General features: G+C 48.8%; 16 protein-coding genes. 15 read left to right on the top strand and 1 reads right to left on the bottom strand.

The window, feature by feature from the left end:
• Positions 1–66 precede the first annotated feature (66 nt).
• The 12 genes from coaE to ACTQ3K_RS02115 all read left to right on the top strand — a co-directional run bounded on the left by coaE (position 67) and on the right by ACTQ3K_RS02115 (position 10,726).
• The gene (gene coaE / locus ACTQ3K_RS02170; RefSeq protein ID WP_441565323.1) at positions 67–654 is read left to right on the top strand and encodes a dephospho-CoA kinase; all 588 of its coding nucleotides are present in this window, start codon (positions 67–69) and stop codon (positions 652–654) included.
• Positions 655–711: 57 nt separating this feature from the next.
• The gene (locus tag ACTQ3K_RS02165; protein ID WP_441565321.1) at positions 712–1,509 is read left to right on the top strand and encodes an MBL fold metallo-hydrolase; all 798 of its coding nucleotides are present in this window, start codon (positions 712–714) and stop codon (positions 1,507–1,509) included.
• A 24-nt stretch (positions 1,510–1,533) separates the two neighbouring features.
• On the top strand, positions 1,534–1,806 hold the full coding sequence (locus ACTQ3K_RS02160; RefSeq protein ID WP_441565319.1) for an ACT domain-containing protein: 273 nt from the start codon (positions 1,534–1,536) through the stop codon (positions 1,804–1,806).
• A gap of 11 nt (positions 1,807–1,817) precedes the next feature.
• Complete coding sequence (locus ACTQ3K_RS02155) at positions 1,818–3,182, top strand: PFL family protein (RefSeq protein ID WP_441565317.1); 1,365 nt, start codon at positions 1,818–1,820, stop codon at positions 3,180–3,182.
• A 119-nt stretch (positions 3,183–3,301) separates the two neighbouring features.
• Positions 3,302–4,093 (top strand): SDR family NAD(P)-dependent oxidoreductase, encoded by a 792-nt coding sequence (locus ACTQ3K_RS02150; RefSeq protein ID WP_441565315.1) that lies wholly within the window; start codon positions 3,302–3,304, stop codon positions 4,091–4,093.
• A 317-nt stretch (positions 4,094–4,410) separates the two neighbouring features.
• Positions 4,411–5,646 carry an ABC transporter substrate-binding protein gene (locus ACTQ3K_RS02145; protein ID WP_441565313.1) on the top strand — a complete coding sequence of 412 codons (1,236 nt, stop codon included), beginning with the start codon at positions 4,411–4,413 and terminating at the stop codon, positions 5,644–5,646.
• Positions 5,647–5,668: 22 nt separating this feature from the next.
• Positions 5,669–6,544, top strand: a complete 876-nt coding sequence (locus ACTQ3K_RS02140) for a branched-chain amino acid ABC transporter permease (RefSeq protein ID WP_441565311.1) — start codon at positions 5,669–5,671, stop codon at positions 6,542–6,544.
• A gap of 15 nt (positions 6,545–6,559) precedes the next feature.
• Complete coding sequence (locus ACTQ3K_RS02135; RefSeq protein ID WP_441565309.1) at positions 6,560–7,555, top strand: branched-chain amino acid ABC transporter permease; 996 nt, start codon at positions 6,560–6,562, stop codon at positions 7,553–7,555.
• Positions 7,533–8,309, top strand: a complete 777-nt coding sequence (locus ACTQ3K_RS02130) for an ABC transporter ATP-binding protein (protein WP_441565307.1) — start codon at positions 7,533–7,535, stop codon at positions 8,307–8,309. Before ACTQ3K_RS02135 ends, ACTQ3K_RS02130 begins: the two co-directional genes overlap by 23 nt.
• Positions 8,296–9,006 (top strand): ABC transporter ATP-binding protein, encoded by a 711-nt coding sequence (locus tag ACTQ3K_RS02125; RefSeq protein ID WP_441565305.1) that lies wholly within the window; start codon positions 8,296–8,298, stop codon positions 9,004–9,006. The genes ACTQ3K_RS02130 and ACTQ3K_RS02125 overlap by 14 nt, the downstream gene beginning before the upstream one ends.
• Positions 9,007–9,036: 30 nt before the next feature.
• Complete coding sequence (locus ACTQ3K_RS02120; RefSeq protein WP_441565303.1) at positions 9,037–9,540, top strand: L-2-amino-thiazoline-4-carboxylic acid hydrolase; 504 nt, start codon at positions 9,037–9,039, stop codon at positions 9,538–9,540.
• Positions 9,541–9,802: 262 nt separating this feature from the next.
• Positions 9,803–10,726 (top strand): AraC family transcriptional regulator, encoded by a 924-nt coding sequence (locus ACTQ3K_RS02115; protein WP_441565301.1) that lies wholly within the window; start codon positions 9,803–9,805, stop codon positions 10,724–10,726.
• A gap of 9 nt (positions 10,727–10,735) precedes the next feature.
• On the opposite strand, the gene ACTQ3K_RS02110 is transcribed toward ACTQ3K_RS02115, so the two are convergent.
• On the bottom strand, positions 10,736–12,016 hold the full coding sequence (locus ACTQ3K_RS02110) for a tRNA(Met) cytidine acetate ligase (protein ID WP_441565299.1): 1,281 nt from the start codon (positions 12,014–12,016) through the stop codon (positions 10,736–10,738).
• A 229-nt stretch (positions 12,017–12,245) separates the two neighbouring features.
• Between ACTQ3K_RS02110 and pta the strand changes: the two genes are divergently transcribed.
• The 3 genes from pta to rpmF all read left to right on the top strand — a co-directional run bounded on the left by pta (position 12,246) and on the right by rpmF (position 14,153).
• Positions 12,246–13,241: a phosphate acetyltransferase gene (gene pta / locus ACTQ3K_RS02105; RefSeq protein WP_441565297.1), complete on the top strand. Its 996-nt coding sequence runs from the start codon at positions 12,246–12,248 to the stop codon at positions 13,239–13,241.
• A 170-nt stretch (positions 13,242–13,411) separates the two neighbouring features.
• Positions 13,412–13,930 carry a YceD family protein gene (locus tag ACTQ3K_RS02100; protein WP_441565295.1) on the top strand — a complete coding sequence of 173 codons (519 nt, stop codon included), beginning with the start codon at positions 13,412–13,414 and terminating at the stop codon, positions 13,928–13,930.
• A gap of 40 nt (positions 13,931–13,970) precedes the next feature.
• The gene (rpmF, locus tag ACTQ3K_RS02095) at positions 13,971–14,153 is read left to right on the top strand and encodes a 50S ribosomal protein L32 (protein ID WP_441565293.1); all 183 of its coding nucleotides are present in this window, start codon (positions 13,971–13,973) and stop codon (positions 14,151–14,153) included.
• The last annotated feature ends 84 nt before the right edge of the window (positions 14,154–14,237 follow it).

Below are 14,237 nucleotides of genomic sequence, written 5' to 3'. Positions count from 1 at the left end.
AGACAAATTTACGAAACAGAAAAAACGGAATCAAAAAACCAAAATCGAAACCAGGGAGTAAAAAACATGCGGATCATCGGAGTGACCGGAGGCGTCGGTGCAGGAAAAAGCACGGTGCTGGAGCTTTTAAAAGAAGAATACGGAGCGGAGCTTCTCATGGCAGATGCCATTGGGAAAGAGCTGCAGGAGCCTGGCGGCGCCTGTTATGAAGCCATGAGAGGGCTGTTTGGAGAAGAATGTCTGCTGGAGGACGGAACCTTTGACCGGAAGCAGATCGCAGCGCAGATCTTTTCCGATGAGGTCATGAAGGAAAAGCTCAATGCCATTGTCCATCCGGCCGTGCGGGCCGAGATCGAGCGGAGGCTGGGAGTTCTTGCCTGGGAGGGACAGCCCATTGCGGTGATCGAGTCGGCAATCCTTTTTGAAGCAGGCTATGAAACCATGTGCGATGAGGTCTGGATTGTTACGGCAGAGCCACAGGTGCGGATCGGGCGTCTGATGGAAAGCCGCGGTTATACGAAGGAAAAATGTCTTCAGATTATGAAAAATCAGCCGCCGGAGGAGAAAATTAAGACACTGGCGGATCATGTGATCGAAAATAATACCGATCTGGATGCGGTGAAAAAGCAGATTGCAGGAATCCTGCCTGTATGATAGAATGAACAGGAGCTTATGGCGCCGGGTTTTGCGCCTTTGAAAGGGAGGAAGGTTATGCGTTTCGTCAGCATTGCCAGCGGCAGCAGCGGAAACTGTATCTATATCGGAAGTGAGGAGACCCATATTTTAATTGATGCGGGAATTTCTTCCAAGCGGATCGAGGCCGGATTAAATGAGCTGGGAGTTAAGCCCTCGGAGCTTTCCGGGATCCTGGTGACCCATGAACATTCGGATCATATCGGCGGTCTCGGCGTATTTTCCAGAAGAAATGAGATTCCTATTTATACGACAACGGGAACATATGAGGGGATCCTGAGAGCAAAAAATCTCGGAACGATGCCGGAGGGACTGCATCGTGAGGTTGTGCCCGACCGCAGGTTTTCCATCGGTGATCTGGAGATTTTGCCCTTTTCCATCGACCATGACGCGGCAGATCCCTGTGCTTACCGGGTAGACTGCGGGGGTACGTCGGCAGCAGTGGTAACAGATCTGGGCAATTACAGCCAGTATACATTAAACCATCTGCGGGGGCTGGATGCGATCCTTCTGGAAGCAAACCATGATGTCCATATGCTGGAGGCCGGTCCGTATCCCTATTATCTGAAACGCCGGATCATGGGAAATAAGGGGCATTTATCCAATGACAGTGCCGGGCGGCTTCTGGGAGATATCCTCCATGACCATTTTAAAAAGGCGCTTCTGGGCCATTTATCCAAAGAAAACAATTATGCCAGTCTGGCTTATGAGACTGTGCGCCTGGAGGTCACCATGGGGGAAAATGCTTATCAGGGAAATGACTTTGACATCGCCGTTGCCGACCGCAGCCAGATGTCGGAGATCATCAATTTATAAATTTATTCTCAAAGGAGAACCGAAATGAAAAAAACGATCATCACAGTAGTAGGAAAGGACACCGTAGGAATCATTGCCCGGGTATGTACCTATCTGGCCAATAATGCAGTCAACATCGAAGATATTTCACAGACGATCCTTCAGGGATATTTCAACATGATGATGATCGTCGATACAAACCAGTCGTCCAAGCCTTTTGGAGAAATGGTTTCGGAGCTGGATCAGATCGGCGAGGAGATCGGAGTAAAGATCCGCTGTCAGCATGAAGATATTTTCAATAAAATGCACAGAATTTAAGAGGACGCGCCATGATAAATCGATTTGAAGTAGATGAAACCAATAAAATGATCGAGCAGGAACGGCTGGATGTCCGTACCATTACCATGGGCATCAGCCTTATGGACTGTATCGATTCGGATCTGGAAAAGGTCAAGGAGAATGTTTACCGGAAGATCACGTCCTATGCGAAGGATCTGGTGAGCGTAGGCGGAGAGATCGAAGTCAAATACGGGATCCCGATCGTCAATAAGAGGATTTCCGTGACACCCATTGCGTTAATAGGAAGCGCAGCCTGCAAGACACCGGGAGATTTTGTGGAGCTGGCAAAGATTCTTGACCGGGCGGCAAAGGAGGTCAAGGTAAACTTTATCGGCGGCTATTCGGCGCTTGTCAGCAAGGGGATGACTCCGGCAGAGGAGCTTTTAATCCGTTCCATTCCGGAGGCTCTGGCCTGTACTGACCGGGTCTGCAGCTCCGTCAATGTGGGCTCTACCAAGACCGGAATCAATATGAATGCTGTCCGCCTCATGGGTCAGATGATCAAGGAGACAGCCGCCAGAACCGGCGACCAGGATTCTTTAGGCTGTGCAAAGCTGGTGGTATTCTGCAATGCACCGGATGATAATCCCTTTATGGCGGGGGCTTTCCATGGTGTTACCGAGGCCGACGCCATCATTAATGTGGGGGTCAGCGGTCCGGGCGTGGTAAAGACGGCTCTGGAAAAGGTGCGTGGAGAGAATTTCGAGGTTCTCTGCGAGACCATCAAGCGGACGGCCTTTAAAGTTACCCGTGTGGGCCAGCTGGTGGCTCAGGAGGCATCCCAGCGCCTGGGGATTCCCTTCGGAATCGTGGATCTTTCCCTGGCACCGACCCCGGCCGTGGGTGACAGCGTGGCTGAGATCCTGGAAGAGATCGGTCTGGAGAGTGTCGGAGCACCGGGAACTACGGCAGCGCTTGCGTTATTAAACGATCAGGTAAAGAAGGGCGGCGTTATGGCATCCTCCTACGTGGGCGGATTATCCGGCGCTTTTATTCCGGTCAGCGAGGATCAGGGCATGATCGATGCCGTGAACCGAAACGCACTGACTCTGGAAAAGCTGGAGGCCATGACTTGTGTATGCTCCGTGGGGCTTGATATGATCGCCATTCCCGGCGATACTACGGCAGAGACTATTTCCGGAATCATCGCCGATGAGGCGGCTATCGGCATGGTCAACCAGAAGACTACGGCGGTCCGTCTGATCCCGGCAGTGGGGAAAAAAGCGGGTGATACCGTAGAATTCGGCGGATTGCTGGGCTACGCGCCCATCATGCCGGTGAATCCCTATTCCTGCGAGGCCTTTGTGACCCGCGGCGGACGGATTCCCGCACCGATACATAGCTTTAAGAATTGACGGCAGCAGGAGATCAGGACGGAATGCGAATGATTTCAGGAATGGCAGGAGCGCACAGCGCGGAGCAATTCCACTGTTGTTATCAATAAATACAAATCATATGTAAGGGGGATTTTCTTATGGATCTTGGGTTAAGGGGAAAGGTAGCAGTAATTTTCGGAGGCACCACCGGAATCGGTGCGGCGGCAGCCATGCGGTTTCTGGAGGAGGGCTGTAAGCTGGCCATCTGCAGCCGGACGGAAGCGAAGGTAGAGTCCTTCCGGAAGCAGGCAGAGGAGGCTGGCTACACCGATGTACTCTGTGAGCAGGTCAATGCCACTGTGTCGGCGGAAGTAGACGCCTTTGCGGACCGCGTGGTAAAGAAGTTTGGACGGATCGATATCTGGGTCAACTGTGCGGGCGGAAACAAACACGGTCCTCTTGCCACACTCCCGGAGGAGACCTTCCGTTACATTGTAGATCTGAACTTAACCTCGGTATTCCTGGGGATCAAGGCAGCTTCCCGCCATATGATCCCGCAGAAGAGCGGAGTGATTTTAAGCATTTCCTCGCTGTCCTCCAAGGTTCCGGTGGATTACCGGGTGACTTACGGAGCGGCGAAGGCAGGCGTGAACCTTTTGACCATCGGTGCGGCTTCAGAGCTGGCTCCCTATGGGATCCGTGTCAATGCGGTGGCGCCCGGAATCATTGATACGGTGCTTTCGGCGAAGGCCATTTATGAGCAGACGGACTATACCATGTCCATGATCCCGCTTCACCGTGCCGGAAAGCCGGAGGAGGTCGGCGATGTTCTTGTCTGCATGGCCAGCGACCGGTTTGGCTATGTGAGTGGCACCGTGATCAGCGTGGACGGTGGAAAGAATACGGTGGAGGATTCGGATCTTCCCTGGGTCAAGCCCTGGGAGGCATAAAAAACGGAGCAGAATCCATAAGGCAGAGTGCAGGATTTTGTATGGAATTCAAAGCCGGAACATGATATTGCATAATTGGTAAGAAATTAATACAATGATCAGAAAATGAAACGAGGATGTTATTGATGGCAAAATGCCGGAAACATCCTCGTTTTTTATTACAAAACAGAAGATAATATATATAAAATGCAAAAAAGAACATGGATTTATATGGTTAAATAGTATAGAATTATGTTATGATTTCAATTGAGTTTGTGCAATATGCAGACTTAAGAGAAATAGAACCAAAAAGGTGTAACGGGAAAGGAGAAAAAGGTATGAAGAAATGGATTGCAGTAATGATGGCAGCAGTGCTCACCTGCTCTGCACTGGCAGGCTGCGGTGACAAGAAGGCTGACGGCACAAAGGCAGAAACAAAGGTGGCAGGCGAGAGCAAGAGTGACAGCAAGGATGGGGGAAGTGACAAGCCCATCAAATTTGCGTATTCCGGTCCTCTTACCGGCGACAATGCAGAGTATGGTATGTTATTCAAAAATGCGGTAGAGCTTGCAGTAAAGCAGCAGAACGAAAAGGGCGGCGTGCTCGGCCGTCAGATCGAGGTTGTAGAATTTGATGATAAGAACTCCAGTGAAGAGGCCGGATCCATCGCAGAGAAGATCGTAGATGACGACGATATCGTAGCAGTATTCGGACATTTTGCCAGCGGCGTTGCCATGACGGCAGCTCAGATTTATCAGGAGGATGGAATCGTATTAATGTCTGCTTCCGCATCTCATGTGGATTATTCCTCCATCGGTGATTATATTTTCCGTAACAATGTAACACAGAAAACCGAGGCTACCAACAGCCTTCAGATCGCAATCCGCAGCGGTGCGAAGAAGATCGGTGTATTGAAGCTGAAAACAGACTGGGGCGAGAGTGCCGAGAAGAGTTTCCTGGCTGGCTGGGAAGAGATCAAAGATAAGACTGATGCAGAGCTGGTTGCTATAGAAGAGTTCGTAGACGGAACCACAGACTTCAGCTCCAATATTACCAAGTTTGAAGAAGCTGGCTGTGACTGTATCGTAGTTCTTGGTATGTACGGTTCTCTTGGTGCATTCGCAAAGCAGTACCGTCCCATCAACCCCGATGGTATGATGATCTCCGTAGGTTCTTCCTATACTACCGAGCTGATCAACCTGGCTGGTGAGAATGCAGAAGGAATCGCATTCCCCGGCGGTATGAACGCAGACAGCACAGAGCCCAAGGTAAAGGCTTTTGTAGACGCATACAAGGAATATGCAAACGGCAAGGTTCCGGAGAATATGTCCGCACAGACCTATGAGAACGTGCAGATGGTAATCCAGGCAATCGAAGACGCAGGCAGCGCAGACAGAGAAGCCATCAAGGATCAGCTCTACAAGATGGATTTTGAAGGTGTAACCGGCAATATCAGCTTTGATGAGACCGGCGATGCAGTAAAGACTCAGACCTGGTACGTTGTAAAAGACGGCAAGTTTGTTGAGAACGATGAGAAGCTCCTGATTTGGGATGAATTCGTAAAATCCTTATAATACACAGGACGGGAGGCAAAAAATGACTGTCCAATATTTAGTCAACGGCCTGACCATGGGACTGATTTATGCACTGATTGCCGTAGGTTATTCCCTGGTATTCGGCATACTGAAAATGATCAACATGGCGCATGGCGCAATCTATGCGTTCGGCGCACATATGATACTGATGTTTGTGACATGGAACCTGGGGACGATCCCGGCTGTGATTCTGAGCATTATCTTTACCGGCGGGCTGCTGGTAATATACGACAGATCGATCCTGGCCCTTCTTCGAAAGAAGAAGGCGCCGGGGATTGCCGCCCTCGTTACCACCATCGGTTTTTCCTACATTATTACAAACGGGCTTCAGATCCTGTTCGGTACAGAGATCAAGTCCTTCCCGGCACTGCTGGGAACCAAGATGATTGAGATTGGAAACATCAAGTTTGCACTGTCTCAGGTTTATATTCTGATCGTTTCCGTTATCCTTCTGGTAGGTCTGTCTCTTCTGATCCATAAAAGCAAGATCGGTCTTGCCATGCAGGCGGTTGAGCAGAATCCCAGAGCGGCGGATCTCATGGGAATTAATGCAAAAGCGGTTATCAGCGTGACCTTCTTCCTGAGCGGTATGTCTGCGGTAATCGCAGCGCTTCTGCTGGCAAGCTATTATCAGACGGTTTACCCGACCATGGGTGCCATGATCGGTCTGAAGGGCTTCTCCGCATCGGTTCTCGGCGGTATCGGCGTATTATACGGTTCTGCTATCGGCGGTATCATTCTGGGAATTGCAGAGAGCCTGACGGTACAGTTTTTATCCGGTGCATACCGTGATGCGGTTGCATTCGTTCTTCTGTTCATTGTTCTGATCATCCGTCCCAACGGACTGTTCGGCAAGGCGAAGATTTCTAAAGTATAATTGGAGGAGTGAAACATGGATAAGAGAGATAAAATCATCTGGCTTGTTCTCCTTGTTGCCCTGATCGCTCTTCCTGCGGTTGGGCTCAGCAGATATATGCAGCGTGTGATCAGCCTGATCTTTATTTATTCAATGCTGGCGTTAAGCCTGAACATTATTACCGGCTACATGGGACAGATTTCCCTGGGCCATGCAGCGTTTTATGCCATTGGCGCTTATACATCCGGACTTCTTTCCGAACATTTTGGCTGGAACTTCCTGATTACCTGTGTCTGTGGCATCATCATGACCGGCTTTATCGGCTGGCTGTTCAGCCTTCCGACCATGAAGCTGTCTGGAACCTATCTGGCGATCATTACCATGGGCTTTGGTGAGATCGTAAAGGTTCTGATCGTGAACTGGGAGTCCTTAACACACGGGACCTACGGTCTCCAGAATATCAAAAAGCCTGAGCTTTTCGGGATAACCTTAAAGACAACCAACAACGGTATGTATTATCTGTGCCTGGTTTTCCTGGTACTGATGGTGCTGCTGTGCATCGCCATTGAACGTTCCAAGCTTGGAAGAACGCTTCGTGCGATCAAGGATGATCCGCTGGCTTCCTCCTTAATGGGAATCGAGCTGGGCCATTACAAGAGACTGGCGTTTACAATCTCTACCGCCATGGCCGGCTGCTGTGGTGCATTATATGCACATCTGTCCGGTTATGTGGATGCAAACTCCTTTAATTCGGATGTGTCCATGATGATTCTCAGTATCGTTATCTTCGGTGGTATGGGCTCCATTAAGGGCATGCTTCTCGGTGCAGTGGTTCTGGTATCTTTCCCCGAGGTGCTTCGTTTCCTGGCAGAGTACCGTTTTATCGTGTACGGTCTGATCCTGATCGTGATGATGGTATTCCGTACCGACGGACTTTTAGGCGGACCCAGCAAGCGTCCTTATGTATTCCCGAGATTTGTGAAAGTAAAAGAACAGGGAGGTGAGCCGAATGGCGTTTCTGGAAGTAAATAATGTGTCTAAGCAATTCGGCGGCCTGTCGGCTGTAAGCAATGTAAACTTTCATGTGGAGAAGGGCGAGATTGTCAGCATTATCGGTCCCAACGGAGCCGGAAAAACAACAATCTTTAATCTTCTGACCGGTGTTTATGATGTAACAGAAGGAACTATCGTATTCGATGGAGAAGAGATCCAGAACCAGAAGGTACAGCGTATCGTGAACGCGGGAATCGCAAGAACCTTTCAGAATATCCGGCTGTTTAAGAATATGCGGACCATTGAAAACGTAATGATCGGCTACCATCAGAATACGAAATACAATACATTTGATCTGATTTTCCGGACGCCCAGATTCCGGAAATATGAAAAGGAAGCATATTTAAAAGCGCTGGAAGTACTTGAATCATTGGGCTTTGGAAAATATATTCATACGTATGCCGGAAACCTCCCTTATGGCGAACAGAGAAAGCTGGAGATCGCCCGTGCGATTGCGACCGGTGCAAAGCTCCTTCTTCTGGATGAGCCTGCGGCAGGTATGAATCCTCAGGAATCCGAAGAACTTCTGAACTTTATCAAGGGTCTGCAGGCGCAGGGCTTTACGATCATACTGATCGAGCATGATATGAGCGTGGTAATGAACATTTCGGATCGGATCTACGTTCTTGACCATGGAAAAATGATTGCAGACGGACTGCCGGAAGAAATTGCAAATAATCAGACGGTAGTGGAAGCTTATTTAGGAAAGAGTGAAGACGATGCTGACGATTGATTCAATGAATACATATTACGGAAACATCCACGCTTTGAAGGGGATAAACTTCCAGGTTGAAGACGGTGAGCTGGTTACATTGATCGGAAGCAACGGCGCCGGAAAATCCACCACGCTTCTGACGATTGCAGGAGTGTTAAAGGCCGCAGCCGGAAGCAGGATTGAGTTCAACGGTCATGATCTGACCAAAATGTCACCGCCCCAGATCGTAAAGCAGGGTGTTACCTTAAGCCCGGAGGGCAGAGAAGTGTTCCCGGAGCTTTCCGTGGAGCAGAATTTAAGACTTGGTGCATATTGCCGGAAGGATAAGAAGGAAATTTCAGATTCCTTTGATTATGTATATGATCTGTTTCCCAGACTGCAGGAGAGAAAGAAGCAGCAGGCGGGAACTCTTTCCGGAGGAGAGCAGCAGATGCTGGCTATTGGCCGTGCGCTGATGAACAAGCCGAAGCTTCTGATGCTGGACGAACCGTCCATGGGTCTGGCGCCCAATCTGGTGCTGGAGATCTTTAATCTGATCAAAACCATCCATAAGCAGGGAACTACGATTCTTCTGGTTGAACAGAATGCAAACATGGCACTGCGGATTGCAGACCGCTGTTACGTTCTGGAAGTCGGAAATGTGAAGTTCCATGGAGACGCCAAGGAGATGCAGCATAATGACGAGGTGCGGAAAGCATACCTCGGCAATAAATAAATAGCAAAAATAGAAAAGGAGATTACAATTATGGCAAAGTACAATGAAAACAAACCGATTCATACAGGAGATCCTCTGATCGAAGCAAAGCGTTACTGCATCGGTCATCGTGCGATCTGGATGGCACTGCTTTTAGATGAAGTAAGAAAAGCAGGCGGAGATATGGAAAAGGTTGGCCGTGCGGCAATCAACCGCTGCGGATGCTTCCAGTCGAACGCAAACTTCAAGGATCATATGAAGGATCCCATGAGCATGAAGGAATTTGGCGATCTGTTTGTTGCAGAACCTGTTTCCTTCGAGAACAAGGTTGTTGAGATCAGCGAGGATAAGGTTCATGTAGAAATGCATTACTGTCCTCTGCTTACCGCATGGAGAGAGCTCGGATTCTCTGATGAGGACTGTGCACTGTTCTGCGATATCGCAATGGAGGGTGACAGACAGTTTGCAAGAGATATGAACTGTGAGTTCTCTCTGAGCAAGAAGATTGCAGAGGGTGATGACTGCTGTGATCTTTGCTTCACAAGAAAAAAATAAGACGGATTAAAAGAAGCTAAAACCGAATAGAAACAGGTTATACTACCCACGAAGGCGGGCATATTCCCAGCTCTGTGAAAAACAGGGCTTGGGTATATGTCCGCCTTTTGTTTTACAGGAAAGAGTTTTTTATGAAATGAAAAAAGCGTCGAAAGATAAGGCTGTAACAAGAACTATTTTAGCAAAAATTGACAAAAAAGAAAAAGAGTGATATGATTAGTGGATGAAACAGGGTGAAAAATGAAAGGGATGGGGATAGAGCATGGCATTTGAAAAAAATATTTTTGAAGGTACGGAGAATTCGTCCTGCAGCATCGGACCGACGGTAACCTATACCGGACATCTTCGCAGAGAAAAAAACTGGAAATGTCCGTCTCATTTTCATGAGTGTGCGGAGGTCCTTTTCTGTGTCGACGGAAGGGGCAGCGTTACGATTGACGGAAAAGAGTATCGGATGGAGGCGGGAGATATTGCTTTATTTAATCCTTACATATCAAATTCGTCCGGGAACTGCAATGAAGAGAATTTTGAGTTTTATTTTATCGGAATGATCGATTTCTGTTATCCGCCGTTTGCTTATAATACGTTGATGCCGGAGGAATATCCGGTGTTTTCCGCGGGACCGTATAAGAATCAGCTGGAGTTTTATTTTCAGGAGCTGATCCGGGAAACCTCCCGGCCGGAAACCGTTTATATGCCGGTCGTGTCAGCACTGGGAAATGTGATCGCAACCCAGATCCTTCGGATCTATCAGTTAAATATTCTGATGGAAAAGGATAAAGCGGAGGCAAAAAGCTACAGTCATATTATAAAGGATTATATTGATAAAAACTATCATCAGGCAATCAATCTGGATACGCTGTCAGAAGCATCCTTTATCAGCAAGTCCTATATCAGCCACCAGTTTAAGAAGGATATGGGAATGTCTCCCATTGACTATCTGATCAAGAAGCGGTTAGAGATTGCCCGTTATCTGCTGACCAATACCAAGTATGCGGTCGCAGAGGTGGCAAAGCAGATCGGCTATGATAATCCGTTGTATTTCAGCTCTCTCTTTAAAAAGAATGTGGGGATTTCACCGACTGAGTATCGCAAAAATTATACCAGAGACTTTTCACCGACACATGCAGAGGCAGAGATTCCGATGATGTTTCGAAAATCAGATGAAATAGGACAGGCGAATTAACGCCTGTCCTTATTTTAGGATCACAAGTCCCTGGGTGTACTCATTGCGCATGGGTGTTCCAAATTTTAGCTGGACGGCGGCCTGATAAAGATCGGAAGCAAAGATCTCCTGGTCCAGCATGAACTGCCCTGCAGGAGAAAGCTGCTTTTCGGCGTTTGCCAGCTTGGTGAGCAGCGGAATCGAAGCATGCGACTTGATCTGGCGAAGAAGCGGTTCGGCACTTTTTCGGAATCCGAGAACACGGGCATAGGGAATATAATCGGCTTCCCGGTAACGCTCCAGATCGGAAACACGGATTTCCAGAAGAAGATGGAGAAGCGCCCGGCTGATCCTGGTTCTGGTATACTGGCGGCATTTTACCGCATCAATAAGGCCGGAGAAGGAGGTCATGCCCGTAAGGGATGCACGGATCCTGGTTTCCAGCTCCGGTGAGAGATCCAGATATTCAGTCATGGAGCCGTTTCGTACTGCCAGAAGCTTATAGAGCAGAAACGAAGAAAAGTCATCGAGAACCACGGGAAGCCTGGTCTGAAAGGCTTCTGCCAGGAGCATATAGGAATCCCTCGGAACGCAGGAACGTAAGACCTTAAAGGTCTGGGCGGACACAGGGGCGCAGCGTGAGTGCTCTGTTTCCAGGATCCGGCGGAGGGCAGAGGCCGAGCAGTAGGGCGGAGTGAGAACCTCTGAGCGGTAATCTCCGGTGCGGCGGATCGTATCCGGACGGATCGCAGAATGACGGCGGAACAGAACCTTGAGGTATTCGATCCCGAGAATGTTGTTTGGAGTGGAAAGAAGGCTGTTTAAGGCTTCCTTCGGAATCGGAGTATGGATCATGTCCAGATACGCATGCAGGGCAACGCTCCTGGCGGCCGGAAAGCTCATGCCGCCGGAAAGCAGCTCCCGGAGCTTCCGGGAAAAGGGCTCCGGTTCGGAGGCCAGCACATGGGCCAGAGTGCTCATGGCTTCCAGGTCATTGCTTTCACTTCCGAAGCATAAGGTATCCACAATACCCAGCCGGTCTAAAAGAGTGACGGCTCCGGCAGCAAAATATTCGGCGCTTCCTGCGGCATAGAGAACAGGAAGCTCCAGAACGAGATCCACACCGGCTTTCAGGGCGGCTTCGGTCCGGAGATACTTGTCCATGCAGGCAGGTTCCCCCCGCTGGACATAGTGGCCGCTCATGACGGTAATGACATAATCAGCGCCGGAGCGCTCCTTTGCCATACGGATATGACGGACATGGCCATTGTGAAGCGGATTATATTCAGTGATAAGTCCGACTGTTTTCATGGAATCAGCTCCTTTCCACGGGGTAACGATCAGTTTCAGCTCTGCGGCAGGACAGGCAAAAACAGCATCTGAAATTATCTTTATTTTAAGACGGAGACCGGAAAATAACAAGCGCCAATTCAGAAAAGAACAAAAAGAAAATTGGGAATATCTCTTGTTAATACGAAGAGGATACGGTATAATATGATATTAGATAAATTTTGATTTTTTACGAAAGGAGCCAAACATCATGGCATTCATTGACACCATTAAAGCAAAGGCCAAGCAGGACAAGAAGACCATTATCCTGCCTGAGTCCATGGACAGAAGAACCTACGAGGCAGCAGCTCAGATCCTGGAAGAGGATTTCGCAAACCTGATCATCATCGGTACCCCCGAAGAGGTTGCCGAGAACAGCAAGGGTCTGGATATCTCCAAGGCAACGATCATTGATCCTCATACCTATGAGAAGACTCAGGAGTACATTGATCTGTTCGTAGAGCTTCGTAAAAATAAGGGAATGACTCCCGAAAAGGCAAAAGAGACCATCTTCAACGATTACTGCTATTACGGCTGCCTGATGATCAAGGCAGGACATGCAGACGGTCTTGTATCCGGTGCATGCCACTCCACCGCAAATACGCTTCGTCCCTGCCTTCAGATCGTGAAGACAAAGCCCGGAACCAAGCTGGTTTCCGCATTCTTCTTAATGGTAGTTCCGGACTGTGAGTTCGGTGAAGAAGGAACCTTTGTATTCTCCGACTGTGGCCTGAACCAGAACCCGACACCGGATGAGCTGGCTGCTATCGCAGGCTCCTCCGCAGAGTCCTTTAAGCTGTTGGTAGGAAAAGAGCCCAAGGTTGCAATGCTTTCCCATTCCACAAAGGGCAGTGCAAAGCATGCAGATGTCGATAAGGTTGTAGAAGCGACCAGAATCGCAAAGGAAAACTATCCGGAATTAAAGCTGGACGGCGAGATGCAGCTTGATGCAGCCATCGTTCCCAGCGTAGGTGCTTCCAAGGCTCCCGGAAGTGATGTTGCCGGACAGGCAAACGTTCTGATCTTCCCTGACCTTGATGCAGGAAACATTGGCTACAAGCTGGTTCAGAGACTTGCAAAGGCAGAAGCTTACGGTCCTATGACCCAGGGCATTGCAGCTCCTGTAAACGATCTGTCCAGAGGCTGCAGCGCTTCCGATATCGTTGGTGTTGTTGCGATCACTGCAGTTCAGGCACAGGCTCAGTAAGAATCGGGAAGATAGAAAACGGAGTGCTTCAGGGCCTGATACGGCTCTGAGGCATTTCATTTATTTCTATTTCATGGGAATACCGCTTTTGTAAAATAAAAAGTCATATATTTATTGACAAATTGGACACATCTGTGTATAATAGGACAGGTGTGTATTAGGAGAATACTATGCACATTCATTTATCAGACTCCCTGTCACACGAACAGGAAACGAAGCATTATACGGCAGAGCTTGGTTTTACAGTACTGAAAACCGGCGTCGACAGTTATCCGGTGGTGGATCCGAAACCTGTTGAGGTTCGGGTGACAAATACCGGCGATAAGAAACTGCTGATCGAGGCGGATGCAGCGTTTACGCTGCTGATACCCTGTGATCGCTGCCTCGAAGAAGTTCGTGTTCCTTTATCCTATCAGGTAAGCCGGATGGTTGATCTGAACGAGGAGAAAGAAGAGGAGGAGCCGGAAGAACAGGCGTATATTGATGGATATACCCTGGATGTGGATGCGTTGGTCCGCGACGAGCTGTTCGTGCATATGCCTATGAAGGTCCTTTGCAGGTCTGACTGCAAGGGAATCTGTAATAGATGTGGTGCAAATCTCAATCATGGGACTTGCGGCTGCGATGTCACGGAGCTTGACCCCAGGATGGCGGTGATCCGTGATATTTTCAGAAACGCGAATCAGTAGTGCATGAAAAGAAATTTACCGGATAAGGAGGTGTGTAACCATGTCTATCTGTCCTAAAAACAAACATTCCAAAGCTAGAAGAGACAGCCACAGAGCAAACTGGAAGATGGGTGAAGTGAATTTAGTAAAGTGCAGCAACTGCGGTGCTTTAACAATGCCTCACAGAGTCTGCAAGGCTTGTGGAACCTACAATAAGAAGAAGATTGTCAGTGTAGCTGAATAATTGGAATCGAAGAGAGACCGCTGCAGAGATGCAGCGGTTTTTTATTATCATTAAAAGAACAAATGTTCTAATTGGGCTTGCAAA

Origin of the sequence: Candidatus Paralachnospira sp. LCP21S3_A2 (assembly GCF_052118925.1) — a bacterium.
Classification (GTDB): Bacteria; Bacillota; Clostridia; order Lachnospirales; family Lachnospiraceae; genus Lientehia.
Note: the sequence above shows the minus strand (reverse complement) of the source record. Positions and strands in the feature narration are given on the sequence as shown.

Coding starts and splice junctions, on each gene's coding strand:
- ACTQ3K_RS02140 (WP_441565311.1), top strand. CDS start 5,669: ATGACTGTCCAATATTTAGTCAACGGCCTGACCATGGGACTGATTTAT.
- ACTQ3K_RS02130 (WP_441565307.1), top strand. CDS start 7,533: ATGGCGTTTCTGGAAGTAAATAATGTGTCTAAGCAATTCGGCGGCCTG.
- pta (WP_441565297.1), top strand. CDS start 12,246: ATGGCATTCATTGACACCATTAAAGCAAAGGCCAAGCAGGACAAGAAG.
- ACTQ3K_RS02160 (WP_441565319.1), top strand. CDS start 1,534: ATGAAAAAAACGATCATCACAGTAGTAGGAAAGGACACCGTAGGAATC.
- ACTQ3K_RS02115 (WP_441565301.1), top strand. CDS start 9,803: ATGGCATTTGAAAAAAATATTTTTGAAGGTACGGAGAATTCGTCCTGC.
- ACTQ3K_RS02120 (WP_441565303.1), top strand. CDS start 9,037: ATGGCAAAGTACAATGAAAACAAACCGATTCATACAGGAGATCCTCTG.
- ACTQ3K_RS02155 (WP_441565317.1), top strand. CDS start 1,818: ATGATAAATCGATTTGAAGTAGATGAAACCAATAAAATGATCGAGCAG.
- ACTQ3K_RS02145 (WP_441565313.1), top strand. CDS start 4,411: ATGAAGAAATGGATTGCAGTAATGATGGCAGCAGTGCTCACCTGCTCT.
- coaE (WP_441565323.1), top strand. CDS start 67: ATGCGGATCATCGGAGTGACCGGAGGCGTCGGTGCAGGAAAAAGCACG.
- ACTQ3K_RS02100 (WP_441565295.1), top strand. CDS start 13,412: ATGCACATTCATTTATCAGACTCCCTGTCACACGAACAGGAAACGAAG.
- ACTQ3K_RS02165 (WP_441565321.1), top strand. CDS start 712: ATGCGTTTCGTCAGCATTGCCAGCGGCAGCAGCGGAAACTGTATCTAT.
- ACTQ3K_RS02150 (WP_441565315.1), top strand. CDS start 3,302: ATGGATCTTGGGTTAAGGGGAAAGGTAGCAGTAATTTTCGGAGGCACC.
- ACTQ3K_RS02135 (WP_441565309.1), top strand. CDS start 6,560: ATGGATAAGAGAGATAAAATCATCTGGCTTGTTCTCCTTGTTGCCCTG.
- rpmF (WP_441565293.1), top strand. CDS start 13,971: ATGTCTATCTGTCCTAAAAACAAACATTCCAAAGCTAGAAGAGACAGC.
- ACTQ3K_RS02125 (WP_441565305.1), top strand. CDS start 8,296: ATGCTGACGATTGATTCAATGAATACATATTACGGAAACATCCACGCT.
- ACTQ3K_RS02110 (WP_441565299.1), bottom strand. CDS start 12,016: ATGAAAACAGTCGGACTTATCACTGAATATAATCCGCTTCACAATGGC.